This window comes from Pseudomonas sp. TZ252, from assembly GCF_056110345.1.
This window is the reverse complement of the sequence record NZ_CM148566.1, coordinates 6,179,755-6,204,050: the sequence shown is the minus strand read 5'-3', so window position 1 is coordinate 6,204,050 and position 24,296 is coordinate 6,179,755. Positions and strand designations below refer to the sequence as shown.

The 24,296-nt window shown below is 65.5% G+C and carries 21 protein-coding genes and 1 pseudogene; 19 read left to right on the top strand and 3 right to left on the bottom strand.

What is annotated here, in order from left to right; translation table 11 throughout:
- Positions 1-118: 118 nt before the first annotated feature.
- Complete coding sequence (locus tag ACYAF3_RS28635) at positions 119-1,123, bottom strand: NADP-dependent oxidoreductase (RefSeq protein WP_003097826.1); 1,005 nt, start codon at positions 1,121-1,123, stop codon at positions 119-121.
- Between the two features lie 250 nt (positions 1,124-1,373).
- On the opposite strand from ACYAF3_RS28635, the gene ACYAF3_RS28630 reads away from it, so the two are divergent.
- Entirely contained in the window at positions 1,374-2,135 is a 762-nt protein-coding gene (locus tag ACYAF3_RS28630; protein ID WP_003087566.1) for an SDR family oxidoreductase, read from the top strand.
- Between the two features lie 158 nt (positions 2,136-2,293).
- Positions 2,294-3,187, top strand: coding sequence for a bile acid:sodium symporter family protein (locus ACYAF3_RS28625; protein WP_003117741.1), 894 nt, complete (start codon positions 2,294-2,296; stop codon positions 3,185-3,187).
- Positions 3,188-3,193: 6 nt separating this feature from the next.
- Here ACYAF3_RS28625 and ACYAF3_RS28620 read toward each other — a convergent pair whose 3' ends face one another.
- Positions 3,194-4,390, bottom strand: a complete 1,197-nt coding sequence (locus ACYAF3_RS28620) for a benzoate/H(+) symporter BenE family transporter (RefSeq protein WP_003087572.1) — start codon at positions 4,388-4,390, stop codon at positions 3,194-3,196.
- A gap of 230 nt (positions 4,391-4,620) precedes the next feature.
- On the opposite strand from ACYAF3_RS28620, the gene ACYAF3_RS28615 reads away from it, so the two are divergent.
- On the top strand, positions 4,621-5,256 hold the full coding sequence (locus tag ACYAF3_RS28615; RefSeq protein WP_003097821.1) for a hypothetical protein: 636 nt from the start codon (positions 4,621-4,623) through the stop codon (positions 5,254-5,256).
- A 50-nt stretch (positions 5,257-5,306) separates the two neighbouring features.
- Here the strand turns inward: ACYAF3_RS28615 and ACYAF3_RS28610 are convergent, their stop codons facing one another.
- The gene (locus ACYAF3_RS28610) at positions 5,307-5,783 is read right to left on the bottom strand and encodes a MarR family winged helix-turn-helix transcriptional regulator (protein WP_003097819.1); all 477 of its coding nucleotides are present in this window, start codon (positions 5,781-5,783) and stop codon (positions 5,307-5,309) included.
- An 81-nt stretch (positions 5,784-5,864) separates the two neighbouring features.
- Between ACYAF3_RS28610 and ACYAF3_RS28605 the strand changes: the two genes are divergently transcribed.
- From ACYAF3_RS28605 to icmH, 16 genes and pseudogenes are all read left to right on the top strand, one after another.
- The gene (locus tag ACYAF3_RS28605; protein ID WP_073667267.1) at positions 5,865-7,031 is read left to right on the top strand and encodes an aminotransferase-like domain-containing protein; all 1,167 of its coding nucleotides are present in this window, start codon (positions 5,865-5,867) and stop codon (positions 7,029-7,031) included.
- A 55-nt stretch (positions 7,032-7,086) separates the two neighbouring features.
- Positions 7,087-7,689, top strand: coding sequence for a glutathione S-transferase family protein (locus tag ACYAF3_RS28600; protein ID WP_003097816.1), 603 nt, complete (start codon positions 7,087-7,089; stop codon positions 7,687-7,689).
- Positions 7,690-8,860: 1,171 nt separating this feature from the next.
- Complete coding sequence (gene tssA / locus ACYAF3_RS28595) at positions 8,861-10,417, top strand: type VI secretion system protein TssA (RefSeq protein ID WP_017148916.1); 1,557 nt, start codon at positions 8,861-8,863, stop codon at positions 10,415-10,417.
- Positions 10,418-10,452: 35 nt separating this feature from the next.
- A complete protein-coding gene (gene tssB, locus ACYAF3_RS28590; RefSeq protein ID WP_003097811.1) occupies positions 10,453-10,959 on the top strand; it encodes a type VI secretion system contractile sheath small subunit in 507 nt (168 codons plus the stop codon).
- A 27-nt stretch (positions 10,960-10,986) separates the two neighbouring features.
- Entirely contained in the window at positions 10,987-12,462 is a 1,476-nt protein-coding gene (tssC, locus tag ACYAF3_RS28585) for a type VI secretion system contractile sheath large subunit (protein ID WP_003087596.1), read from the top strand.
- Positions 12,463-12,474: 12 nt separating this feature from the next.
- Complete coding sequence (gene tssE, locus ACYAF3_RS28580) at positions 12,475-12,882, top strand: type VI secretion system baseplate subunit TssE (RefSeq protein ID WP_019683149.1); 408 nt, start codon at positions 12,475-12,477, stop codon at positions 12,880-12,882.
- Between the two features lie 10 nt (positions 12,883-12,892).
- Positions 12,893-13,060: pseudogene (locus tag ACYAF3_RS28575) on the top strand (PAAR domain-containing protein); the annotation flags it as partial.
- 159 nt (positions 13,061-13,219) lie between these two features.
- On the top strand, positions 13,220-15,007 hold the full coding sequence (gene tssF / locus ACYAF3_RS28570; protein WP_033980513.1) for a type VI secretion system baseplate subunit TssF: 1,788 nt from the start codon (positions 13,220-13,222) through the stop codon (positions 15,005-15,007).
- The gene (gene tssG / locus ACYAF3_RS28565) at positions 14,971-15,978 is read left to right on the top strand and encodes a type VI secretion system baseplate subunit TssG (protein ID WP_003087607.1); all 1,008 of its coding nucleotides are present in this window, start codon (positions 14,971-14,973) and stop codon (positions 15,976-15,978) included. Before tssF ends, tssG begins: the two co-directional genes overlap by 37 nt.
- A 6-nt stretch (positions 15,979-15,984) precedes the next feature.
- The gene (gene tssH, locus ACYAF3_RS28560) at positions 15,985-18,618 is read left to right on the top strand and encodes a type VI secretion system ATPase TssH (protein WP_019371917.1); all 2,634 of its coding nucleotides are present in this window, start codon (positions 15,985-15,987) and stop codon (positions 18,616-18,618) included.
- A gap of 10 nt (positions 18,619-18,628) precedes the next feature.
- A complete protein-coding gene (locus ACYAF3_RS28555; protein WP_003097799.1) occupies positions 18,629-20,140 on the top strand; it encodes a sigma-54 interaction domain-containing protein in 1,512 nt (503 codons plus the stop codon).
- A gap of 88 nt (positions 20,141-20,228) precedes the next feature.
- On the top strand, positions 20,229-20,369 hold the full coding sequence (locus tag ACYAF3_RS28550) for a hypothetical protein (RefSeq protein ID WP_003087614.1): 141 nt from the start codon (positions 20,229-20,231) through the stop codon (positions 20,367-20,369).
- Between the two features lie 17 nt (positions 20,370-20,386).
- Positions 20,387-21,580 (top strand): type VI secretion system-associated FHA domain protein TagH, encoded by a 1,194-nt coding sequence (tagH, locus tag ACYAF3_RS28545; protein WP_003114611.1) that lies wholly within the window; start codon positions 20,387-20,389, stop codon positions 21,578-21,580.
- 5 nt (positions 21,581-21,585) lie between these two features.
- Positions 21,586-22,092, top strand: a complete 507-nt coding sequence (gene tssJ / locus ACYAF3_RS28540) for a type VI secretion system lipoprotein TssJ (RefSeq protein WP_003122875.1) — start codon at positions 21,586-21,588, stop codon at positions 22,090-22,092.
- Positions 22,089-23,420 (top strand): type VI secretion system baseplate subunit TssK, encoded by a 1,332-nt coding sequence (gene tssK / locus ACYAF3_RS28535; RefSeq protein ID WP_003097790.1) that lies wholly within the window; start codon positions 22,089-22,091, stop codon positions 23,418-23,420. The genes tssJ and tssK overlap by 4 nt, the downstream gene beginning before the upstream one ends.
- Positions 23,421-23,422: 2 nt before the next feature.
- Positions 23,423-24,292 carry a type IVB secretion system protein IcmH/DotU gene (gene icmH, locus ACYAF3_RS28530; RefSeq protein WP_003087622.1) on the top strand — a complete coding sequence of 290 codons (870 nt, stop codon included), beginning with the start codon at positions 23,423-23,425 and terminating at the stop codon, positions 24,290-24,292.
- Positions 24,293-24,296 lie beyond the last annotated feature (4 nt).

Genomic DNA, 24,296 nt, shown 5'->3' with positions numbered 1-24,296 from the left:
ATGCCGCAGCTTAGCCCGAAGGACAGGCGGCAGGATTGCCGGGAATCATTATTTCTTCAGTGCACACGCTCTTCGAGGCGAGGCGCTATCCGCCGCTTCTTCGCGCCGGCGGCGGACCTCAGACCTTCAACACCAACTTGCCGAAGTTTTCCCCGCTGAACAGCTTGAGCAGCGTTTCGGGGAAGGTCTCCAGGCCTTCGACGATGTCCTCGCGCGATTGCAGCTTGCCTTCCGCCAGCCAGGTGGCCATCTCCTTCAGGCCTTCTGGGAAGCGCTGGGCATAGTCCATCACCACCATGCCTTCCATGCGCGCCCGATTGACCAGCAGCGACAGGTAGTTGGCCGGGCCGCGCACCGCTTCCTTGTTGTTGTACTGGCTGATCGCCCCGCAGAGGACGATGCGTGCCTTGAAGGCGATGCGGGTGAGCACTGTGTCGAGGATTTCGCCGCCGACGTTGTCGAAGAACACATCGATACCCTTCGGGCATTCGCGCTTGAGTCCGGCGGCGAGGTCTTCGTTCTTGTAGTCGATGGCGCCGTCGAAGCCCAGTTCTTCGACCAGGAAGCGACATTTCTCGGCGCCGCCGGCGATGCCCACCACCCGGCAGCCCTTGAGCCTGGCGATCTGCCCGGCAACGCTGCCCACCGCACCGGCGGCGCCGGAGATCACCACGGTCTCGCCGTTCTTCGGCTGGCCGACGTCGAGCAACGCGAAGTAGGCGGTCATGCCGGTCATGCCCAGCGCCGAGAGATAGCGTGGCAGCGGCGCGCGGGACGGGTCGACCTTGTAGAAACCCTTGGGCTCGCCGATGAAATAGTCCTGCACGCCGAGGGCGCCGTTGACGTAATCGCCGGCCTGGAAGCCGGGGTGCTTCGAAACCAGCACCTTGCCGACGCCGAGCGCACGCATCACCTCGCCGATCCCCACCGGCGGGATGTAGGAGCGGGCGTCGTTCATCCAGCCGCGCATCGCCGGGTCCAGCGACAGGTACTCGTTCTTCACCAGGATCTGGCCCTCGGCCGGTTCGCCGAGCGGGGTTTCGACGAAACTGAAGGTGTCGCGGCCGGGCAGCCCGCTGGGACGCTGGGCCAACTGGTATTGCCGATTGATCTGGGAGGTCATGGCAGGGCACTCGAATGTCGGGAAACAGGCCCCTAGGGATAGCTGGCGCCGGCGCCGGCGGCAAGCGAAGGCGAGTGCGGAAATGACCGGTCATCTATGCCGATGATTCGCCGCCATCAGTCTTATCAGCGGGCTGGATGGCCCATCCTCCAGTCCCCTGATAGTGCTATGCCTTGCGCCGGCCCTGGCTAGACTTGCGCGGCCCGGTTCCGTCGCGGTTGGCGGAAGGCGATTTTCCGAGGAGCAGCAGATGAGCAAACTTCTTTCCGGCCAGGTCGCACTGGTCACTGGCGGTGCGGCGGGCATCGGCCGCGCTACCGCGCTGGCCTTCGCCGCCGCCGGGGTCAAGGTGGTGGTCGCCGACCTGGACAGCGCCGGCGGCGAGGGCACGGTCGAGGCGATCCGCCAGGCGGGAGGCGAAGCCCTCTTCATTCGCTGCGACGTCACCCGCGACGCCGAGGTCAAGGCGCTGGTAGAGGGTTGCGCAGCGGCCTACGGCCGTCTCGACTATGCCTTCAACAACGCCGGTATCGAGATCGAGCAGGGCAAGCTGGCCGACGGCAACGAAGCCGAGTTCGACGCCATCATGGCTGTCAACGTGAAGGGCGTCTGGTTGTGCATGAAGCACCAGATCCCGCTGATGCTGGCCCAGGGCGGTGGCGCGATCGTCAACACCGCCTCGGTCGCCGGGCTCGGCGCGGCGCCGAAGATGAGCATCTACGCTGCTTCCAAGCACGCGGTGATCGGCCTGACCAAATCGGCGGCGATCGAGTACGCGAAGAAGGGCATCCGCGTCAACGCCGTGTGTCCGGCGGTGATCGACACCGACATGTTCCGCCGCGCCTACGAGGCCGATCCGCGCAAGGCCGAGTTCGCCGCCGCGATGCATCCGCTGGGTCGGGTCGGGCGGGTCGAGGAAATCGCCGCCGCGGTGCTCTATCTGTGCAGCGACAACGCAGGCTTCACCACCGGTATCGCCTTGCCGGTGGACGGCGGGGCGACGGCGATCTGAGCGGGCGGCGATACAACCGGGATGCCCCGGCGCGGGGCATTCGCATTCTGTTACAGGTCGGCGCGCGGTTTGGCGCGCCAGGCCACTGCCGGGGGACTAACCTGGGTCGAGAATCCGGGGCCTGAGCCCGTCTCCATCGCATCGGAGCAATAACAATAATGACCGCCGATCCCATCCTGACCCTGTTCCTCCCCATCGCCCTGGGCATCATCATGCTCGGTCTCGGACTGTCCCTGACCCCGGCCGACTTCCTCCGCGTGGTGCGCTACCCGAAGCCGGTGCTGGTCGGCCTGGTGTGCCAGATCGTCCTGCTGCCCCTGGCCTGTTTCCTGATCGTCCAGGGCTTCGCCCTGGAGGCGGCCCTGGCGGTCGGCATGATGTTGCTGGCGGCCTCGCCCGGCGGCACCACCGCCAACCTCTACAGCCACCTGGCGCATGGCGACGTGGCACTGAACATCACCCTGACCGCGGTGAACTCGGTGATCGCCATCCTCACCATGCCGCTGATCGTCAATCTGTCGCTGCAATACTTCATGGGCGACGGGCAGGCGATTCCCTTGCAGTTCGGCAAGGTCGTGCAGGTCTTCGTCATCGTCCTCGGCCCGGTGGCCATCGGCATGCTGGTGCGCAACCGCCTGCCGGCCGTGGCGGATCGCCTGCAGAAGCCGGTGAAGATCCTTTCCGCGCTGCTGTTGCTGGTGATCATCCTGCTGGCGCTAGCCAAGGACTGGCAGACCTTCGTCACCTACGCGCCGGTGGTCGGGCTGGCCGCGCTGGCCTTCAACCTGCTGAGCCTGGCGGTGGGCTACTGGGTGCCGCGCCTGCTGCGCCTGCCGAAGGCCCAGGCGGTGGCCATCGGCATGGAGATCGGCATCCACAACGGCACCCTGGCGATCGCCCTGGCGCTGAGTCCGAGCCTGCTGAACAACAGCACCATGGCGATTCCGCCGGCGATCTACGGAGTGCTGATGTTCTTCACCGCGGCGGCCTTCGGCTGGTGGGTCAGTCGTGGCCACCAGGCCGCGCCGGCGCCCGTGACGGCGCCGGACTGAGGTCGGTCAGCCGCGCCGCCAGTTGAGCACGAACTGAGTCAGCAGGCCGGCCACCAGGCCCCAGAACGCCGAGCCGATGGACAGCAGGGTAAAGCCGGAGGCGGTGACCATGAAGGTCACCAGCGCGGCCTCGCGCTGGCGCTCGTCGGCCATCGAGTTGGCCAGGCCGTTCATGATCGAGCCGAGCAGGGCGATGGCGGCGATGGACAGTACCAGTGCCTTGGGGAACGCCGCGAACAACGCTGCCAGGGTGGCGCCGAAGGTTCCTGCGACGCAGTTGAAGAAGCCGCACCAGAGCGCCGCGGTATAGCGCTTGTGCGGGTCCTCGTGGGCCGAGGGACCGGTGCAGATCGCCGCGCTGATCGCCGCCAGGTTGATCCCGTGGGAGCCGAACGGTGCCAGCAGGATCGAGGCGATGCCGGTACTCGAGATCAGCGGCGAGGCCGGCACCTGGTAGCCGTCGGCGCGCAGCACGGCGATGCCGGGCATGTTCTGCGAAGCCATGGCGACGATGAACAGCGGGATGCCGATGCTGATGGTGGCGGCCAGGGAGAAGCTCGGCGTGGTCCACTCCGGTACCGCCAGTTCCAGGCGGAACCTGCTGAAGTCCAGTTGGCCCAGTATCCCGGCCAGCAGCACCCCCACCAGTAGCGCAGCGAACACCGCATAGCGCGGCGAGAAGCGTTTGCACAGCAGATAGCTGAAGAACATCGCCAGCACCAGCAGGGTCTGTTGCTCGGCGGCGTTGCAGATCTCGATGCCGATGCGGAACAGCACCCCGGCCAGCAGCGCCGAGGCCAGCGAGGAGGGAACCTGGCGCATCAGGCGTTCGAAGCTGCCGGTGACGCCGCACAGGGTGATCAGGAGGGCGCAGACGATGAAGGCGCCGATCGCCTCGCTGTACGGCACTCCGGGCAGGCTGCTGATCAGCAGCGCCGCGCCGGGGGTGGACCAGGCGATCACGATCGGCACCCGGTAGCGCAGGGTCAGGCCGATGGTCGCCAGGCCCATGCCGATCGACAGGGCCCAGATCCACGAGGAAATCTGCGCGCTGCTGAGGCCGGCGTTCTGCCCGGCCTGGAACATCAGTACCAGCGAGCTGGTGTAGCCGGTGAGCATGGCGACGAAGCCGGCCACCACGGCGGCGGGAGAGGAGTCGGCGAACGGACGCAGACGAGGCTGGGGCTGGGTGGTTTCGGTCATGCCGGGTACTTCCATGGAGTGTGCGGGACGACCGGGCACGGCGGTGGGCGGAGCCACGGGGCAGGTTGCGCGAGGCGCGGAGTGCCGATCATCTTTTTCTGTTTTGCGCAGCCTAAACAGCCGGCCAGGGGCTGTCCCGGTACAGCCGCGGACATAGTTGGCCATACAGTCGCAGCTGCCGGAAGCTGGCGGAGCTGGTAACTTCCCGGCATTTGCCGAGGAGCTTCGCCATGGATGCAAACCCCTACGCCACGCCGCGTGTCGAATTGGTCGAGCAGGGCATACCGGATGCTTTCCGCCGGCGCTGGACGCCCGCGCAACTGCGCATCCTCGCCTGGCTCTGCCTGGCCTCGATAGCCGGCGGCGTGGTGCTGATGGTGCTCAGCCTGCTGGAGGCATTCGGCGACGGCGCCGCGTTCAGGGTCTACGCCGACTGGCTGGGCCTGCTCCTCAGCCTGCTCGGCGCCTACCTGCTGCTGCGGCTCAAGCACCTGGTCGAGTCGCGCTTTCGCGGCCCCTCGCTGGCCTGGCCGGTATGGTTGTCGATTCTCCTGACCCTGCTGGGCGAGGGCTGGAGCCTGCTGGCGGTTACCGACGATGCGCTGCAGGGCTGGAACTGGCAGGCGCTGGTGTACTTCGCGCTGCTTGCGCTGATCGGCGCTACCACCCTCTGGCTGGGCCTGCGTCTGCTCAAGCAGGAAAACCTCTATCCGTCGCTGCGGATCATGGCCTGGCTGGACATCGCCGGCGGCGCGATGCTGGCTTCGGTGCTGTTGCTGGTGCTGGCGGTACTGCCGCTGCTGGCCGCCACCGTGGCCATGGCGCTGGCCTGCTGGCGCGCGGCGCGGGAGTTGGAGCGGAGCTAGCGGGCAGCCGGTCGGCTTGTCGAGCGTCCATGCGCCAGGCCCATGGGGCGTCAGTCGGCGGCCTCCGTCGCCGCTTCGCCGCGGCTGCCTGCATGCGCCCGAGCCAGGGTGCGATTGACCGCCAGCCAGCCGGAGACCGCTTCGCCGCCGGCTTCCTCGAAGCAGCGTTGGAGCAGCCGCGACTGCTCGCGACGCAGCGCCTTTTCCAACCGCACGCCCTCGGCGGTGAGGCCGAGGAGGCGTTTGCGCTTGTCGTCGTCGGCGGTGGCGCTGCCGATCAGGTTCATCTCCAGCAACTGGCGCAGCGGGATGTTCAGCGCCTGCTTGGTCACGCCGAGCAGGGCCAGCAGTTCCTTCACGCTGAGGCCCGGATAGCGGGCGATGAAGAACAGCACGCGGTGGTGCACACGTCCCAGGCCGCGGCGGGCGAGCATCTCGTCAGGCTTGGTGGTGAAGGCCTGGTACGCGAAGAAGAAGGCTTCCATCATGGCCTGCTGCTGGACGGCGTGGTTTTTCAGGTCAGGCATATTGACGCTTCCGGGTGCGGCATCGTAGTTTCGGTCAAGCAGTTTGACTCATTTTTCCCCGCCTACGCTACCGGTGATCCCATGGCCTTCTCTGAACGCATCTCCCGCCTGAAAAGCTCCTTGATCCGCGAAATCCTTGCCGCGGCGCAGCGTCCGGAGGTGATGTCGTTCGCCGGCGGGCTGCCGGCCGAGCCGATGCTGCCGAAGGTGCAGTGGGAGCAGATGCCGGCCTCCATGGGCCAGTACGGCATGAGCGAAGGCGAGCCTGCCCTGCGCGAAGCCATCGCCGCCGAAGCGCGTGCCCTCGGCGTCCCCTGCGAGGCGAGCCAGGTGCTGATCGTCAGCGGTTCGCAGCAGACCCTCGACCTGGCCAGCAAGCTGTTCATCGATCCGGGCACCGAGGTGCTGCTCGAGGCGCCGACCTACCTCGCCGCGCTACAGGCCTTCCAATTGTTCGGCGCCGATTGCGTGACCGTGCCGCTGGGTGCCGAGGGCCCCGACCTGGTTGCCCTGCGGCAGCGCCTGGAGCGACACAAGCCGGCCTTCGCCTACCTGATCCCGACTTTCCAGAATCCGTCCGGCGTGCGCTACAGCGAGGAACGCCGCGACGCGGTGGCGGCGCTGCTAGACGAATTCGGCGTGACCCTGATCGAAGACGAACCCTATCGCGAACTGGTGTTCGACGAGGGCCGCGCAACCCCGCTGGTCAGCCGCCTGCGCAAGTCCAGCTGGATCTATACCGGCACGGTGTCGAAGACCCTGCTGCCGGGCCTGCGCGTCGGTTTCCTGATCGCCACCCCGGACCTGTTCCCCCACCTGCTGCGGCTGAAACAGTCGGCCGACCTGCATACCAACCGGGTAGGGCAGTGGCAGGCGCTGCAATGGTTCGGCAGCGTGGCCTACCGCCAGCACCTGGCCGAACTGCGCGAGTTCTACCGGGTCCGCCGCGACGCCATGCAGGAGGCGCTGCTGGAGCACTTCGGTGAGCTGGCCGAATGGAATATCCCGGAGGGCGGGCTGTTCTTCTGGCTGACCCTCAGGCAGCCGCTGGATACCCGCACCCTGCTCCAGCCGGCGCTGGCCGCCGATGTCGCATTCATGCCCGGCGAACCTTTCTTCGCCGAGCCGGAGCAGAACCTCGGGCGTCTGCGGCTGAACTTCAGCCACGTCGCCCCGGAGCGCCTGCACGAAGGCCTGCGGCGCCTGGCCAAGGTCGTCCGCGACGCCCAGGCCGCCGAAGCGGCCTGAACCCTCATCGGCGCTCCTTCCGGGGCGCCGGCCATCCGATCCGAGGAGCGACACGATGTACAAGGTCTACGGTGATTACCGTTCGGGCAACTGCTACAAGATCAAGCTGGCCATGTCGCTGCTCGGCATCGACTACCAGTGGGTACCGGTGGACATTCTCAAGGGCGAGACCCAGACCCCGGAGTTCCTGGCGAAGAACCCCAACGGCAAGATACCGGTGCTGGAGCTGGAGGACGGCAGTTGCCTGTGGGAGTCCAACGCCATCCTCAACTTCCTCGCCGACGGCAGCGCCCTGTTGCCCAGCGAACCGCGCCTGCGCACCCAGGTGCTGCAATGGCAATTCTTCGAGCAATACAGCCATGAGCCCTATGTGGCCGTGGCGCGCTTCATCAAGCTCTACCTCGGCCTCCCGGAAGCCCGCCGCGCCGAGTTCGAAGAGAAGAAGATCGGCGGCTACAAGGCCCTCGACGTCATGGAGAAACAGCTGTCGCGCACGCCATTCCTGGTCGGCGAACAGTTCTCCATCGCCGATATCACCCTCTACGCCTACACCCATGTCGCCCATGAAGGCGGCTTCGACCTGACGGCCTACCCGGCGATCCGCGCGTGGATCAAGCGAGTGGGGGAGGTGCCGGGGTATGTGGGGATGCTGGATTGAGGGGAGCTTCGATCAGCGGTTGGCGAGGCAGTGATTTCTGTCATGAGCGGGAGTTTCGGGTAGAGCGAAATTTTTATGCATCGGGCTGGATGCGCGTTTTTCCTGATTATTCGTAGCTCGCTTTCCTGGCGCTGCTGTTGGTACCCGGCGCTGCGCTGGTGGCGGGTCAGTTACTGGCCGTTGAGGTCGATGCCCAGGAGGGCATCGACCGACTGGCCGCGCTAGCCGACCCGACTACTGTCGGGCAGCTTTCTCGCCAGTAGGCGCACAGCACTGTCGAGCGGGTAAGCGGTGCGCAATTCTCTGTCGTCGCCGTACGCGGCCTACCGCATAAGTTGGTCATCGAGGGCTTGGCGATAGGCGCTGCGGCTGTCATCGAATCCTGCTTTCCTGACTGCTCGGGTCGCTATCGATTTCCGCCCAGCCGGTGCGGTACGGGCGTGCCCAGGGTAAACGCAGCGGTGCGTCCCGCCTGCAGTCGGTCACGGCGCAACTTCCTCGCCGGTGGCCATGGGACCGCCCATCTCGATTAATTTCCCTAACAATTCCCGTGCCAGTCTTTCATGGCTCTTTTAATCAATCTCATCCAATGGCTGATTGTTATCCATGTCTCATTCTGAAAAGAAAAATAACAAGTGAATTGAGCAAGAATTTGCGGAGTGTTGTGCAACTTTTTGCGCAGTAGTGTTCAGGCCAGTATTTTCAAGGGCTGTGGACTGTTATTGGGGATGTTTCTTGGTTTTCATTGTGCAACTTCTTGCACAATCGCTATTACGCTCTAAATCAGCTGTTGGTCCGCTTGGAAGGCCTATGTTTCGAGGCTCTCCGGAGAAATCCATACTGCCTGCCTTATTTTTTATAAATTGTTAACTACCTGTTTTGGTAGGGTTTTCCAAATGGCCATCAATGTCGTTATGATGGCTATAGCCAAGCCGTAAAGGGCATGGACGCAGACGCCTGACGTTTGGCTGAAAATCTTTCATTGATTCGTATCAATGAATAGGAAAATTCCCAAAGAGGGAATGTCCTGTTGCTTGCCAGTTTTTATGTTGTTTTCATGGAAAAGGCAAAGAGCTCTTCAGACTATTGGGATTTTCGTTCGGTTTTTATGCCAACTAGTTGAATTGTTAAGATATTCATTGGCGCACATGGTGTGCATTGAAGGGTTAGGATGACCTATTCGAGCAAGCTCTCCTCGCATTATCTGGAACTCGCGGAACAGCCGATTTCAAAGGATGTCTTTGCGGGTGAGGATGTGCGTTTTTCCAGCGAATACGAGGCGCTGGAAAATGAGCTGGGCAAGGCGCTCTCGCTCCATGAGAACGGCCAGACCGACTGGTTGAAAATCCTGGAAAACAGCGAAGCGCTGCTTCGTGCCCAATCCAAGGACCTGCGTGTTGCAGCCTGGTTGACCTGGGCCCTCTACCAACGGGAATCCTTTCCCGGTTTGCTGGCCGGACTGGGATTGCTGGAACGTCTGTGCAGCCGGCACTGGGTCGAGATCCATCCGCTCAAGGCGCGCACTCGCGCCGCGGCCATTGGCTGGCTGGTGCCCCGGCTGGAGCAGGCGCTGAACGAAAACGTACCGATCAAGGAGCAACTCCCCCTGTTCCGGCGTCTCGCCGAGCACCTGGAAAAACTCGATACCGCGCTGACCGCGCAACTGGGCGACGACGCGCCCTTGTTGCTGCCGATCAGCCGACGCCTTTCGGGCATGCTCCAGCGCGCCGCCGACAACCAGCCCGAACCTGGCGTGGTCGGCGCCGTGGTGGCCCAGGTCAAGCAGGCGGCCAGCCAGTTGCTGGCGCCGGGTGCGCCCATCGACAACGAGCGCGACGCCCACAAGGCCATGCGCGCCCAGCAGGAGGCCGCACGCCCCCTGTGCGCCTGGTGGCTGAAGCAGAAAGCCACCGATCTGCGCGCGCTGCGCCTCAACCGAACGATGCTCTGGCTGCCCATCGAGTCCATGCCCGAGCGCAATGCCGAACAGGTCACCGCGCTAAGGGGAGTGCCGGCGGACAAGCTGAAAAGCTACCAGGAGCGTTTCGCCCAGGGCCTGTACGCCGATCTCCTGGTGGAGCTGGAGGCGAGCCTGGCACGGGCGCCGTTCTGGTTCGACGGCCAGCGCCTGGTCTGGGAGTGCCTGCAAGGGCTCAACGCCGAGCAGGCGATGCGGGAAGTCGAAATGCATTTCGCCTTGCTCCTGCAGCGTCTGCCGGGGCTGGTGGAGCTGCGTTTCCACGACGGCAGCGCATTCGCCGATGCGGCCACCCGCGGCTGGATCAGCGCCCATGTCATGCCCCATCTCCAGAACGACAGTGCGCCGCGCAAGGTCGAGACCGTGGCCCTGCAGGCCGAATGGGACGTCGCCCTGGACGAGGTCCAGCCGGTGTTGCGCAAGGACGGCCTGAAGGCGGCGGTACAGGTGTTGAAGCAGGGCATGAAGCGCGCCCACGGCGGACGCGCCCGGTTCTTCTGGCAACTGAGCCTCGCGCGACTGTGCTTCCTGGCGAAGAAGTACGAGCTGGCCAAGACCCAGCTGGAGAGCCTCGACCATCAGTTGCACGAATCGGGATTGCACGCCTGGGAGCCCGATCTGGCGCTGGATGTATTGCACCTGCTGCATAGCTGCTGCGAGCTGTTGCCGCAGAACCACGCCGTGCGAGAACGCAAGGAAGACATTTATCGCAGGCTGTGCCACCTCGATCTCGAGGTGGTGCTCGAATAGGGCTTCGCGCCCTCAATTCTCAAGGAGAAAAAGCCATGGCCAAAGAAGGCTCGGTAGCCCCAAAGGAACGCATCAACGTCACCTTCAAGCCCGCCACTGGCGGTGCCCAGGAAGAAATCGAACTGCCGTTGAAGCTACTGGCGATCGGCGATTACACCCAGCGCACGGATGAGCGCAAGGTGGAGGACCGCAAGCCGATCGGCATCGACAAGATGACCTTCGACGAGGTCCTGGCCAAGCAGGAGCTGGGGCTGACGCTGAGCGTACCCAATCGTCTCCAGGAGGAGGGCGGCAGCGACGAGCTGGCGGTGGGGCTGCAGATCAACTCGATGAAGGACTTCAACCCGGCCAGCATCGTCGAGCAGGTGCCCGAGCTGAAGAAGCTGATGGAGTTGCGCGATGCGCTGGTGGCCCTCAAGGGCCCGCTGGGCAACGCCCCGGCGTTCCGCAAGGCCATCGAAAGCGTACTCGCCGACGACGAGTCCCGTAGCCGTGTGCTGGGCGAGCTGGGGCTGAGCGCCGCCCCCTCCCAGGACGCCTGAGCCACCCCTAGCCAAGGAAGCAGATACATGAGCACCAGTGCCGCACAGCAAGGCCGGAACCAGAACGGCGAATACAACATTCTCGACAGCATCATCGCCGAGACCCGCCTGAGCCCGGACGACGAGGCCTACGACATCGCCAAGCGCGGCGTCTCCGCCTTCATCGAGGAATTGCTCAAGCCGCAGAACGACGGCGAGCCGGTGAAGAAGGCGATGGTCGACCGGATGATCGCCGAGATCGATGCCAAGCTCAGCACGCAGATGGACGAGATCCTCCATCATCCCGATTTCCAGGCGCTGGAGTCGGCCTGGCGCGGCCTGCAACTGCTGGTCGACCGCACCAACTTCCGCGAGAACATCAAGATCGAGATTCTCAGCGTTTCCAAGCAGGACCTGCTGGACGATTTCGAGGACTCGCCCGAGGTGATGCAGTCCGGCCTGTACAAGCACATCTACACCGCCGAATACGGCCAGTTCGGTGGCCAGCCGGTCGGCGCCATCATCGCCAACTACTACATGTCGCCCAGTTCGCCCGACGTCAAGCTGATGCAATACGTCTCCAGCGTGGCCTGCATGGCCCATGCGCCGTTCGTGGCGGCCGCCGGTCCGAAGTTCTTCGGCCTGGAAAGCTTCACCGGCCTGCCGGACCTGAAGGACCTGAAGGATCATTTCGAAGGCCCGCAGTTCGCCAAGTGGCAGAGCTTCCGCCAGTCCGAGGATTCCCGCTACGTGGCGCTGACCGTACCGCGCTTCCTGCTGCGCACGCCCTACGATCCGGAAGAGAATCCGGTCAAGTCGTTCGCCTACAAGGAGACCGTGGCCAACAGCCACGAGCATTACCTGTGGGGCAACACCGCCTATGCCTTCGGCACCAAGCTGACCGACAGCTTCGCCAAGTATCGCTGGTGCCCGAACATCATCGGGCCGCAGAGCGGCGGTGCGGTGGAGGACCTGCCTTTGCACCACTTCGAGAGCATGGGCGAGATCGAGACCAAGATCCCCACCGAGGTGCTGGTGTCCGATCGCCGCGAGTACGAACTGGCCGAGGAAGGCTTCATTTCCCTGACCATGCGCAAGGGCAGCGACAACGCCGCGTTCTTCTCCGCCAGCTCGGTGCAGAAGCCGAAGTTCTTCGGCATCAGCGCCGAAGGCAAGGCCGCGGAGCTGAACTACAAGCTCGGCACCCAGTTGCCGTACATGATGATCGTCAATCGCCTGGCCCATTACCTGAAGGTCCTGCAACGCGAACAGCTGGGGTCGTGGAAGGAGCGTACCGACCTCGAGCTGGAGCTGAACAAGTGGATCCGCCAGTACGTCGCCGACCAGGAAAACCCCAGCGCCGAAGTGCGCGGCCGTCGCCCGCTGCGCGCTGCACAGATCATCGTCAGTGACGTCGAGGGCGAGCCGGGCTGGTACCGCGTCAGCCTGAACGTGCGCCCGCACTTCAAGTACATGGGGGCGGACTTCACCCTGTCGCTGGTCGGCAAGCTGGACAAAGAGTAAGCGGAGCTTTCCATGACCGGATACGGCAGCCTGTTCGAGCGCCTGAACGGCGACGCGGATAAGCGCGTCGGCTGGAGCCGCGAGGTTTCCGCCATGGCGTCGGTGGCTGCCCATCTGGGCAAGATGCTCAGCACCCGGGCGGGCAGCGTGCAGACGCTGTCCGACTACGGGTTGCCCGATCTCAACGACATGCGCCTGAGCCTGCACGACTCCCTGAGCCAGGCCCGCTCGGCCATCGAAGGTTTCATCGAGGCTTACGAACCGCGCTTGAGCAACGTGCGTGTCGTTTCCCTGCCGCGCGACAACGACCAGCTCCGCCTGGCCTTCAGCATCGAAGGGTTGCTGGAGGTGGAAGGTTTCAAGCGCCAGGTGAGTTTTTCCGCACGCCTGGATGGCAGCGGCCAGGTGAAGGTCAGCTAAGGAGGTTTCGATGTCCGGCAAACCCGCAGCCCGCGTTTCCGATCCCACCGCTTGTCCGCTCCCCGGGCACGGCAGCAACCCCATCGGCGTCGGTTCCGCCGACGTGTTCTTCGACGGCCTCGCGGCGGCCCGCCAGGGTGACGCCTCGGCCTGGCGCTGTACCGCTTCGATGCCTGGTTCGTCCATGAGGTCTTCTGAGATGGGCGCGAATCGGGTCGATTACGGAAAGACAACGGACACCGTGGGTTTCCGATCTTCAGGCCAGAAATGTCATTGCGGTTTTGGCGGCAGCGGTCAGACGACTGCCATCAGTGAAACGATATCCAGCAGGTAAGCCGTGTCCTTCAATCATTACTACCAGAGCGAACTCACCGCACTGCGCCAGCTGGGGCGCCGTTTCGCCGAGCGTAGCCCGGCCCTGGCCCCGTTTCTCGGGCAGGTCGGACGCGATCCGGATGTCGAGCGCCTGCTCGAGGGCTTTGCCTTCCTGACCGGGCGGTTGCGGCAGAAGCTGGACGACGAGTTGCCGGAACTCAGCCACTCGATGATGCACCTGCTGTGGCCGAACTATATGCGCCCGCTGCCGGCTTTCAGCATTCTCCAGTTCGACCCCCTGACCCGCCCGGGCGGGGCGCTGCGCGTGGAGCGCGATACGCCGGTCGAGAGCCGGCCGGTGGGCGAGGTCGCCTGTCGCTTCCGTACCTGCTACGCCACCGAGGTCCTGCCGCTGGTGCTGGAGGCGCTCAACTATTCGGTGACCGGCGAGGGAGCGCTGCTCGGCCTGCGCCTGGCGATGAACTGCGACGGGCACCTCGGCGAGCTGGGCCTGAGTCGGCTGCGCCTGCACCTGGCCGGCGAGCGCTACATCAGCCAGATGCTCTACCTGTGCCTGCTGCGCAACCTGGAGAGCATCCAGCTGATTCCGCTGGACGCCCATGGGCGGCCGCTGGATGGCGTGGCCGGCAAGCCGATGTCGTTCCGCCTGACGGGCGAGCGGGTGCAGCCGGTGGGTTTCGCCGAAGACGAGGCGTTGATTCCCTATCCGCTGAATACCTTCCGTGGCTATCGCTACCTGCAGGAGTACTTCGCGTTCCAGGACAAGTTCCTGTTCGTCGACGTGGATGGCCTGGACCTGCTCGGCGCGCTGCCCGAGGAAACCCTCAAGCAGGTCCGCGGCCTCGAGTTGCGCTTCGATATCCGCAAGAGCGGCATCCAGCGCCTGCACCCGACGCTGGAGAACGTCAAGCTGTACTGTACGCCGGTGGCCAACCTGTTCCGCCACGATGCGCTGCCGATCCGCCTAGACGGCAAGCAGGACGAATACCTGCTGATGCCGGCCGAATACAGCCTGGAGGACTGCGGGGTGTTCTCGGTAGAGGGCGTCACCGGCTGGCGGCCGGGCGGGCTCGGCTACCAGGCCTATGTGCCGTTCGAGTCCTTCGAGCACGATCCCAGCTTCGACGTCCCGGAAGCACGGCCCCACTACAGCGTCCGGCAACGGACCTCGTTGCTGCACGATGGCCTGGACACCTACCTGAGCTTCGGCATCCGCCATCCCGAGCAGACCGAGACGCTGTCGGTGGAACTGACCTGCACCAACCAGAACCTGCCCCAACGGCTGCGCCTGGGCGATATCTGCGTCGCCTGCGAAGGTACGCCGGAGTTCCTCGGTTTCCGCAATATCACCCCGGCGACGCCGAGCTACGCGCCGCCGCTGAACCGCGATTTCCTCTGGAAACTGATCAGCAACATGTCGCTCAACTACCTGTCGCTGGCCAACGTCGACGCACTCAAGGTGATCCTCGAAACCTACGACCTGCCGCGCTACTACGACCAGCATGCGGCGAAGGTCAGCAAGCGCCTGCTGGGCGGGCTCAAGGCGGTCCGCCACGAGCATGTCGACCGCCTGCATCGGGGCCTGCCGCTGCGCGGCTTGCGTACCGAGCTGACGATCGATCCGGAAGGCTACATCGGCGAGGGCGACCTGTTCGTGTTCGCTTCGGTTCTGAACGAATTTTTCGCGCTTTACGCCAGCATCAACTCCTACCACGAGTTGCGGGTGAGGAGCACACAGGGAGACGTGTACCAATGGAAACCGCGCATGGGTTTGCAGCCCCTGCTGTAAGCGCGCTGGCCCGGGGCATTCGCGAGTACTCGCTGTTCCAGGCGGTCCTGCTGGTCATGGATCGCCTCCGCGAGGAATATCCCGGCCTGGGAGACGAGGCGCTCTACGATCAGTTGGAATTCCAGGCCAATCCTAGCCTCGGTTTCCCGGGCAGCGATGTCGATCGGGTGGAGTTCTTCGAAGAGCGCGGCATGCTGCGGGCGCGGCTGCGTTTCAACCTGATCGGCTTGTTCGGTGCCAGTTCGCCGTTGCCGGCGTTCTACAGCGAGCAGGCTCTGGGCGACAGCGAGGAGGGCAATCCTACGCGGAACTTCCTCGATCTCTTCCATCACCGCCTGCATCGGCTGCTGTTGCCGATCTGGCGCAAGTACCGCTACCGGGTGAGCTTCCAGAGCGGCGCGAGCGATGCGTTCTCCGCTCAGTTGTTCGCCCTCGTCGGATTGGGCGGGGAAGAGATCCGCAAGGCCAGGGAACTGAACTGGAAACGCCTGCTGCCCTACCTGGGCCTGCTCAGCCTGCGGGCGCACTCGGCGGCCTTGATCGAGTCGGTGCTGCGCTACTACTTCAAGCATGCCGAACTGGTCGCCGAGCAGTGTATCGAACGGCGCGTCGCGATCCTCGAAGAGCAGCGCAACCGGCTCGGCCTGTTCAACAGCCAGCTTGGCGAAGACGCGGTGCTGGGCGAACGGGTCCGCGACCGCAGCGGCAAGTTCCGCATTCATATCCGCCAGCTCGACTGGCAGCGCTTCCACGAGTTCCTGCCGATCGGTCCCGGCTACCAGCCGCTTTGCGCGCTGGTTCGCTTCACCCTGCGCGACCCGCTCGACTACGACATCCGGCTGGTCTTGCGCCACGAGGAAATCCGTGAGTTCCGCATCGGCGCGCAGAACGCCTGCCGCCTTGGCTGGACCAGCTGGCTGGGCCGGGAGCGCGCGGATGGCGTGGTGACGCTGGGCAGCAAGATTCATTAAGGATGGATGAGCATGATCAACGTAGACCTGCAACAACTGATTCAGGCGCTGGATGCCGACACCCGGCGCGACCTCGAAGGCTCGGCCGAGCGCTGCGTAGCCCGTGGCGGCAGCAAGGTACTGGTGGAGGACCTGTTGCTGGGCCTGCTGGAGCGTCCCCAGGGACTGCTGGCGCGCGCCCTGCAGGATGCCGCGGTGGACGCCGGCGAACTCAACGCCGCGTTGCAAGCGCGGGGCGAGCATAGTGCCTCGCGCAATCCGGTGTTCGCGCCCGAGCTGGTGCAGTGGCTGCAGGATGCGCTGTTGCTGGCCAACCTCGAACTGGGCCGTAGCCAGATCGACCAGGCGGCATTGATCCTGGCCCTGCTACGCAACCCGTTGCGCTATGCCGGCAGCCGCTACCAGCCGCTGCTGGCGCGGCTCGACATCGAGCGGTTGAAGGATTTCGCGCTCTCGCAGCCGCTGGAGGGCGCGCCCAGCGGCAAGCCGGGCGGCGGCGAGTCCCTGTTGCAGCGTTTCACCCACAACCTTACCCAGCAGGCGCGCGACGGCAAGCTCGATCCGGTGCTCTGTCGCGACGGGGCTATTCGCCAGATGGTCGACATCCTGGCCCGTCGGCGGAAAAACAACCCCATCGTGGTCGGCGAGGCCGGCGTCGGCAAGACCGCCATCGTCGAAGGCCTGGCCTCGCGGATCGCCGCAGGGGAAGTGCCGCCGGCGCTGAGGGACGTCGAGCTGTTGTCCCTCGACATGGGCCTGTTGCAGGCCGGTGCCAGCGTGAAGGGCGAGTTCGAGCGGCGCCTGAAAGGCGTCATCGACGAAGTGAAGGCAGCGCTCAGGCCGACCATCCTGTTCATCGACGAGGCCCATACGCTGATCGGCGCGGGCGGTCAGGCCGGCGGCTCGGATGCCGCCAACCTGCTCAAGCCGGCCCTGGCACGTGGCGAGTTGCGCACCATCGCGGCGACGACCTGGGCCGAATACAAGAAGTATTTCGAGAAGGACCCGGCGCTGGCCCGGCGCTTCCAGCCCGTGCAGTTGCATGAGCCGAGCGTTGCCGAGGCGGTGACGATCCTGCGTGGCCTGGCCCGGGTTTACGAGGAAAGCCACGGTATCTACCTGCGCGACGACGCGGTGGTGGCCGCCGCCGAACTGTCCGCCCGCTACCTGGCGGGTCGCCAGTTGCCGGACAAGGCCGTCGACGTCCTCGACACCGCCTGTGCGCGGGTGCGCATCAGCCTGGCGGCGGCGCCGGAGAGCCTCGAGCGCCTGCGCGGCGAGCTGGCCGAAGGCGAGCGCCAGCGCCAGGCCCTGCGCCGCGATGCCGAGGCAGGCCTGCCGATCGACCACGATGCCCTGCAGGCGCTGGAGGAGCGCCTGGCCCAGGCGGAAAGCGAGCGGCACGTACAGGAGGACCAGTGGAGCCGCCAGCGCGAACTCGCCGAGCGCCTGCTCGCCCTGCGCCAGCAATTGGCCAGGGCCCGCGAGGCGAACCGGGAAGAGCAGGGCGGCGAGGCGGACGCGGAGACTTTCCCGGCCGACGAGCATGGCGGTGTCGAAGCCCTGGAAAAGGCCCTTCACGAAACCCGCCAGGCGCTCGCCGATGCCCAGGCCCAGGGGCGGCTGGTCAGCTTCGAGGTCTGCCCGCGCCTGGTTGCCGAGGTGATCGGCGCCTGGACCGGCGTACCGGTGGAACAACTGGCGCGGGAACACAACGCCAAGGTGATGGGTTTCGCCGACGACCTGCGGGCGCGGATCCGTGGCCAGGAACAGGCGGTCAGTGCCCTGGACCGCGCGATGCGCGCCACCGCGGCCGGGCTGAACAAGCCCGATGCGCCGGTCGGCGTGTTCCTGCTGGTGGGCCCGAGCGGGGTGGGCAAGACCGAGACCGCGCTGGCGCTGGCCGACCTGCTGTATGGCGGCGAGCGTTTCATCACCACCATCAACATGTCCGAGTTCCAGGAGAAGCACACCGTCTCGCGCCTGATCGGCGCGCCGCCCGGCTATGTCGGCTATGGCGAGGGTGGCATGCTCACCGAGGCGGTACGCCAGAAGCCCTATTCGGTGATATTGCTGGACGAGGTGGAGAAGGCCGATCCGGACGTGCTCAACCTGTTCTACCAGATCTTCGACAAGGGCGTGGCCAACGATGGCGAAGGGCGCGAGATCGATTTCCGCAATACCTTGATCCTGATGACCTCCAACCTCGCCAGCGAGCACATCGCCGCGCTTTGCCAGGACGGCGCGCGGCCTTCCGCCGAACTCCTGGAGGAAACCATCCGGCCGGCGCTCAGCCGGCATTTCAAGCCGGCGCTGCTGGCGCGCATGCGCGTGGTGCCTTACTACCCGGTGGGCGGCCCGGTACTGCGCGAGCTGATCGAGATCAAGCTGCAACGCCTCGGCGAGCGCCTGGCGCGCCGTCAACTGGCTTTCGACTACAGCCAGGCGCTGGTGGGCCACCTGGCCGAGCGTTGCACCCAGAGCGACAGCGGCGCACGGTTGATCGACCACCTGCTGGACACGCACCTGCTGCCGCTGGTGGCCGACCGTTTGCTGGAAGCGATGGCGCGCGACGAGCGTCTCGAGCGGGTCCATGCGACGCTGGGCGAGCACGGCCGCGTGCTCTGCGAGTTCGCCTGAGGTGGGTGCGATGTTCAGCCGCGTACCGCAACCCCTGGCCTTCGCCGAAGCCCTGCTCGCTCAGTTCGGCGCGCTGTCGCGGGAAACCGACATCACGGCCCTGCTGGGCGGTTTCGCACGCGCAGTCGGCGAACTCAGCGGCTGCGAGCTGAGCCAGTTGTATCTGCTCGACCAGACCCATACCGCGCTCACCCTCAACGCCGAATGCCGGGACGGCCTGTTGCAGGCGCTGGAGCCGTCGAGCCTGCCGGCGGACTACACCGGCGAGCAGTTGCTGCAGTTCGCCCTGTGCCAGAACCGCGTGGTCAGTCTCGTCGACCTGCCGTCGCGGCTGCACGAGACCGGCTTCCTGCCGGCAGGGGAGCAGCCCTGGCTGTCCCTGCTCTGCGTTCCGCTGGTGAGCCCGGAGAAAACGGTCGAGGGCATGGTGGTCTGCGCTACCCGGCGCCCACTGGACCTGCAGGGATTCGCCCATCCACTGGGCCAGCTGGGCTCGTTCGTGCTGGCCCAGCTGCATCTGCTGCAACGCCTCTCGCAACCCTCCGGCGAGCCGCAGGGACCGTCCAGCGCACCGGTGGTCAGCGGCTACGGGCTGATCGGCAGGAGCGCGGCGATGCGTGAGACCTGCCGCCTGATCAGCAAGGTCCTGCACAACCCCTATACCGTGTTGCTGCAGGGCGAGACCGGCACCGGCAAGGAGGTGGTCGCACGGGCGATCCACGAGTACGGCCCGCGGCGTGCACAGGCGTTCGTGGTGCAGAACTGCGCGGCGTTTCCGGAAAACCTGCTGGAAAGCGAGCTGTTCGGCTACCGCAAGGGCGCCTTTACCGGTGCCGAGCGCGATCGTCCCGGGTTGTTCGATGCCGCGGATGGCGGAACCCTGCTGCTCGACGAAATCGGCGACATGCCCCTGTCGCTCCAGGCCAAGCTGTTGCGCGTGTTGCAGGAAGGCGAGATTCGCCCGCTCGGCGGCAACGACACGCACAAGGTCGATGTACGCATCATCGCCGCTACCCACCGTGACCTCGCCCTGCTGGTACGCGATGGCAAGTTCCGCGAAGACCTCTACTACCGGCTGGCGCAGTTTCCCATCGAGTTGCCGCCGTTGCGCCAGCGCGAGGGCGACGCCCTCGAACTGGCCCGGCATTTCGCCGAGCGCGCCTGCGTGTTCCTGCGCCGCGCGCCGCTGGGCTGGTCCGCGGAAGCGCTGGAACTGCTCGACGGCTATGGCTTTCCCGGCAACGTTCGGGAGCTGAAGGGACTGGTGGAATGCGCGGTACTGCTATGCGAAGGCGAGGTGCTGCTGGCCGAACACTTTTCCCTGCGCGCGCCCCCGGAAGCGGAGGCGCCGCTCAAGCTGCGCGAGCATCTGGAGCAGATCGAACGGGACCTGCTGCTCGCCTGCCTGCGCAGGAACGCTGGCAACCAGACCCTCGCCGCGCGCGAACTGGGTCTGCCGCGACGAACCCTGATCTATCGCATGGGACGCCTGAACATTCATTTCGGCGATCCCCGGACCTGAAGCCCATGATCGAGATTTCCTTCCAACCAGCCCAGCCGGGCGCGCGCCTGGAGCGCGGCGTCCGCGGCCCTTCCATGGAGACTCCCTGATGCCTGTTCGTCACTGGCCCGCCGTGCTTCTGGCCCTGGCCGTCCTCTGCGGCCTCGCCGGTTGCAGCGGCAACTACAAATTCAACGACGGCGACTATCGCCCGCTTGGCGATCCGCAGGCGGTCAATCGCGGCAAGTGACCGCAAGGAGCGATCTCATGGAACTGGTATTGGAAATGCTCAGCGCCAAGCAATTCGTACCGACAGAGCTATGCAGCAAGACCTTCGGCAGGAACGGCGGCCTCATCGGCCGCGGCGGTGAGTGCGATTGGGCGATTCCCGATCGCAAGCGGCACCTGTCCAAGCAGCATGCGCGGGTCAGCTATCGCAACGGCGCGTTCTACCTGACCGACACCAGCAGCAACGGCATCCGCGCCGGCAACGGCAGCCGCCTGCCGCATGGCGAGCCGCAGCGCATCGAGCAGGACAGCGTCTTCCTGCTCGGCGACTTCGAGATCCGCGCGCGGTTGCTGCGCGAGCCCGACGAGCTCGCCATGGACGTCGGGCGGCCGCAGCCGGCGGGCAGCATCATTCCGGACGATGCCTTCCTGGCCCTCGATCCGTTGCAGGCGCTCGACCAGGACGGTGCAGATGCCTACGAACTCGACGACCTGAGCGCGATCGCCCAGCCCAGTCATGAGGCCGGGGCGCGTGCGGACTACGCGCGGATCGACATGGAAAGCCTGGTCGTACCGGAGCTGGTGCCCGCCCCGGCGGCTCCGCAGGAACCCGTGGAAAGTCCGCCTCCGGAACGCGACGAAGCCTTCTGGCAGCGTTTCGGCCAGGCGCTCGGAGTGGACCTCGAAGGCCTCGACGGCGCTGCGCGCGAAGCGCTGGCGATCGACGCCGCCGGTTTGCTGCGGCAGTGCATCGGCGGCTTGCAGCAGAGCCTGCGGACCCGCAGCGAACTGAAGAACGAACTGCGCCTGTCGCTGAGCACATTGCGCGATACCGGCAAGAATCCCTTGCGCTTCAGCGCCGATGCCGGCGAGGCGCTGGGTCATCTGCTACGGGATGGCAAGCCTGGCCAGTTGAGTGGCGAACAGGCCGTCGCACGCAGTTTCCGCGACCTCCAGGCACACCAGGTGGCGCTGCTCGGCGCCAGCCGGGCGGCGGTGCGCGCGACCCTCGAGCATTTCTCGCCGCAGCAGCTGGCCCTGCGTTTCGAGCGCGACGGTCGCCGGCCGTTGCTGGCCACCTCGGGCAGCCGCTGGCGTGCCTATGGTCGCTACCACCAGTCGCTATGCCAGGACGACGATTGGAGCGAGCGTCTGTTGGCGCGTGATTTCGCCCAGGCCTACGAAGAGCAGGTTCGCCTGATTTCCACCCTCTACACCGAGCACCAAGGATGATCGCCATGTCTCGTCGCCCGATCCCGCCAGCCAGGGCGCTGGCCATGCTCGCCGTCCTGGCGCTGCTGGCCGGCTGTTCCACGCTGTCGCCGTATTCCAGACTGACCAAGCTCGACCTCGCCCTGAGCGCCGGCGAGCGGGTCAATCCCGACCTCAATGGCCGGCCGTCGCCGGTGGTAGTGCGGCTGTTCGAGCTGAAACACCCGGTGGCGTTCGAGAACGCCGACTTCTTCAGCCTCTACGAACGTCCCAAGGAGACCCTGGACCCCGACCTGGTGACCAGCGAGGAGCTGGAGCTGCGTCCCGGCGAGCGGGTCGAACTCAAGCTCAGCGTGGGGGAGGGGAGCCGCTACGTGGGCGTGCTCGCCGCCTACCGTGATCTCGGCGAGGCAAGCTGGCGCTACGTGGTGCCGGTCACGGCGAAAGAGCTGACCCGGGTAGAGCTGAAGCTGGGCCAGAAGGGCATCCTGAATGCCGGCGAACTGCTCGGCAAGGCGGGTGACGCGCGATGAACGTGCACAAGATCGTCTGGCAGGAAGGCATGCTGCTGCGCCCGCAGCACCTGCAACACAACGACCGCTACTACGACAACCAGATGAAGGCCCGGACCCAGTTGCTGGGCAGCTACAACTGGGGCTTCCTCGCCCTGGAGCTGGACCGCCAGTTCCTCAACATGGGCAAGCTGGTGATCAGCCAGGCCTCCGGCGTACTGCCCGACGGCAGTCTGTTCGAACTCGGCGGCAACACCGAGCCGCTCGCCCTCGACGTGCCGCCCAATACCTCGAACGTGCCGATCTACCTGGCCCTGCCGCTGGTCACCGGCAACCACATCGAGGCGCGCCGGCCGGAGCAGGCCGAGGTCCTGGCGCGCTATACCGCCTACGACCTGGAGGTGGCGGACTCCAACGCCGGCGAGGATTCCATGGTGCAGGTCAGCTGCGCGCGGCCGGATTTTCGCCTGCTGCTCGGCGAGCAGCAGAGCGACCAGGCCTACGTCAAACTGAAGGTGGCGGTGGTGCTGGATACCACGCCGGACGGGGTGATCAGCCTCGATCCCGACTTCGTGCCGAGCTACCTCCACGCCCACGCATCCGCCTACCTGCTGTCCTGCCTGAAGGAAGTGATCAGCATGCTCGGCCATCGCGGCGACACCATCGCCGAGCGTATCCGGTCCAATGGCAAGGTCGGCGGCGCGGAGGTCGGCGATTTCATGATGCTGCAACTGATCAATCGCACCGAGTTGCTGCTGCGCCACTACCTGGGATTGGAGCAGGTGCATCCGGAGCAGTTGTACCGGGTGCTGCTGACCATGCTCGGCGACCTCGCCACCTTCGGCAGCGAGAGCAAGCGTCCGCGCCTGGACAGCCGTTACCAGCACAGCGACCAGGGCGCCAGCTTCCGCAGGCTGATGGAGGCGATCCGCCAGGTCCTGTCGATGGTGCTCGAGCAGCATGCCATCGAACTGCCTCTCCAGGCCCGCCAGTACGGCATCCTGGTCTCGCCCCTGCACGACCACAAGCTGCTCGGCAGCGCCTCGTTCGTGCTCGCCGCCAGTGCCAATTGCGAGTCGGAGGAACTGCGCCAGCGGCTGCCCGCGCATCTCAAGGTGGGTGCGGTCGAGCACATTCGCCAACTGGTCAACCTGCACCTGCCGGGGATCCGGGTCAAGCCGCTGCCGGTGGCGCCGCGGCAGATCCCGTTCCACTCCAACAAGACCTATTTCATTCTCGAACCCAACGCCGAGGACATGGCCCAGCTGGAGCGCTCCGGCGGTTTCGCGTTCCACGTATCCGGCGAGTTCTCCGAGCTTGAACTGAAATTCTGGGCCATCAGGAACTGAACATGATCAAGGAAAGGGAATACCACGAGGACGAGAAGACCGTCCTCCTCGATCACCAGGGACAGGTACCGGCCCAGGGGCCGCTGACCGATTTCGCCGAACCGCCGCGCTTCGAGCAGCTCGAGGAGCGGATGATCTACGCGGCGCGCCTGCGTCCGGGCGAGGCCTTCAACGTCAGCCTGAACCCGCTGGTGGCGGCGGCTTCCGAACTGCTTTCGGAAGTGGTCCGGCTCAAGCACAGCACCGTGCTGGAGAACCTTGCGGCGCTCAAGGAGCGGTTGACCTCCGCCATGAAGCTCTTCGAATTCCGCGCCGTGCAGGATGGCGTGGAAAACAGCCAGGTCATGGCGGCGCGCTACGTGCTGTGCACGGTGGTCGACGAGGCGGTGGTGACCACCCCGTGGGGCAACGAAAGCGAATGGTCGAAGATCAGCCTGCTGAGCAGCTTCCATAACGAGACCTTCGGCGGCGAGAAGTTCTTCCAGTTGCTCGACCGGCTGTCGAAGAACCCGGTCAAGCACCTGCCGATGCTGGAGCTGATGTACCTCTGCCTGGCCCTCGGCTTCGAGGGCAAGTACCGGGTGATGGCTCGCGGCGTGCTCGACCTGGACGGTATTTCCGATGCGCTCTACCGGCAGATCCGCCAGTTGCGCGGCGACGTGCCGCGCGAACTGTCGCCGCACTGGCAGGGGCTCAGCGACCAGCGTCGCGGCCTGGTGCGGATCGTGCCCTGGTGGATGGTGGCGCTGTTCACCCTGGTCTGCCTAGTGGTGATGTATTCGGGATTCGCCTGGGTTCTCGGCGAACAACGCGACACGGTGCTGCAGCCTTACCAGTCGCTCGATGCGGCGGCAGGACAGCCCGGTTCGTAAACAC

Bases quoted from the DNA above. Each gene is read 5' to 3' on its own strand.
- tssJ (WP_003122875.1), top strand. From the start codon at position 21,586: ATGTCTCGTCGCCCGATCCCGCCAGCCAGGGCGCTGGCCATGCTCGCC.
- tssK (WP_003097790.1), top strand. From the start codon at position 22,089: ATGAACGTGCACAAGATCGTCTGGCAGGAAGGCATGCTGCTGCGCCCG.
- ACYAF3_RS28605 (WP_073667267.1), top strand. From the start codon at position 5,865: ATGGCCTTCTCTGAACGCATCTCCCGCCTGAAAAGCTCCTTGATCCGC.
- tssB (WP_003097811.1), top strand. From the start codon at position 10,453: ATGGCCAAAGAAGGCTCGGTAGCCCCAAAGGAACGCATCAACGTCACC.
- ACYAF3_RS28610 (WP_003097819.1), bottom strand. From the start codon at position 5,783: ATGCCTGACCTGAAAAACCACGCCGTCCAGCAGCAGGCCATGATGGAA.
- tssC (WP_003087596.1), top strand. From the start codon at position 10,987: ATGAGCACCAGTGCCGCACAGCAAGGCCGGAACCAGAACGGCGAATAC.
- ACYAF3_RS28620 (WP_003087572.1), bottom strand. From the start codon at position 4,390: ATGACCGAAACCACCCAGCCCCAGCCTCGTCTGCGTCCGTTCGCCGAC.
- ACYAF3_RS28555 (WP_003097799.1), top strand. From the start codon at position 18,629: ATGTTCAGCCGCGTACCGCAACCCCTGGCCTTCGCCGAAGCCCTGCTC.
- tssH (WP_019371917.1), top strand. From the start codon at position 15,985: ATGAGCATGATCAACGTAGACCTGCAACAACTGATTCAGGCGCTGGAT.
- tagH (WP_003114611.1), top strand. From the start codon at position 20,387: ATGGAACTGGTATTGGAAATGCTCAGCGCCAAGCAATTCGTACCGACA.
- tssE (WP_019683149.1), top strand. From the start codon at position 12,475: ATGACCGGATACGGCAGCCTGTTCGAGCGCCTGAACGGCGACGCGGAT.
- tssG (WP_003087607.1), top strand. From the start codon at position 14,971: ATGGAAACCGCGCATGGGTTTGCAGCCCCTGCTGTAAGCGCGCTGGCC.
- tssA (WP_017148916.1), top strand. From the start codon at position 8,861: ATGACCTATTCGAGCAAGCTCTCCTCGCATTATCTGGAACTCGCGGAA.
- ACYAF3_RS28630 (WP_003087566.1), top strand. From the start codon at position 1,374: ATGAGCAAACTTCTTTCCGGCCAGGTCGCACTGGTCACTGGCGGTGCG.
- ACYAF3_RS28635 (WP_003097826.1), bottom strand. From the start codon at position 1,123: ATGACCTCCCAGATCAATCGGCAATACCAGTTGGCCCAGCGTCCCAGC.
- ACYAF3_RS28600 (WP_003097816.1), top strand. From the start codon at position 7,087: ATGTACAAGGTCTACGGTGATTACCGTTCGGGCAACTGCTACAAGATC.
- ACYAF3_RS28550 (WP_003087614.1), top strand. From the start codon at position 20,229: ATGCCTGTTCGTCACTGGCCCGCCGTGCTTCTGGCCCTGGCCGTCCTC.
- ACYAF3_RS28625 (WP_003117741.1), top strand. From the start codon at position 2,294: ATGACCGCCGATCCCATCCTGACCCTGTTCCTCCCCATCGCCCTGGGC.
- ACYAF3_RS28615 (WP_003097821.1), top strand. From the start codon at position 4,621: ATGGATGCAAACCCCTACGCCACGCCGCGTGTCGAATTGGTCGAGCAG.
- icmH (WP_003087622.1), top strand. From the start codon at position 23,423: ATGATCAAGGAAAGGGAATACCACGAGGACGAGAAGACCGTCCTCCTC.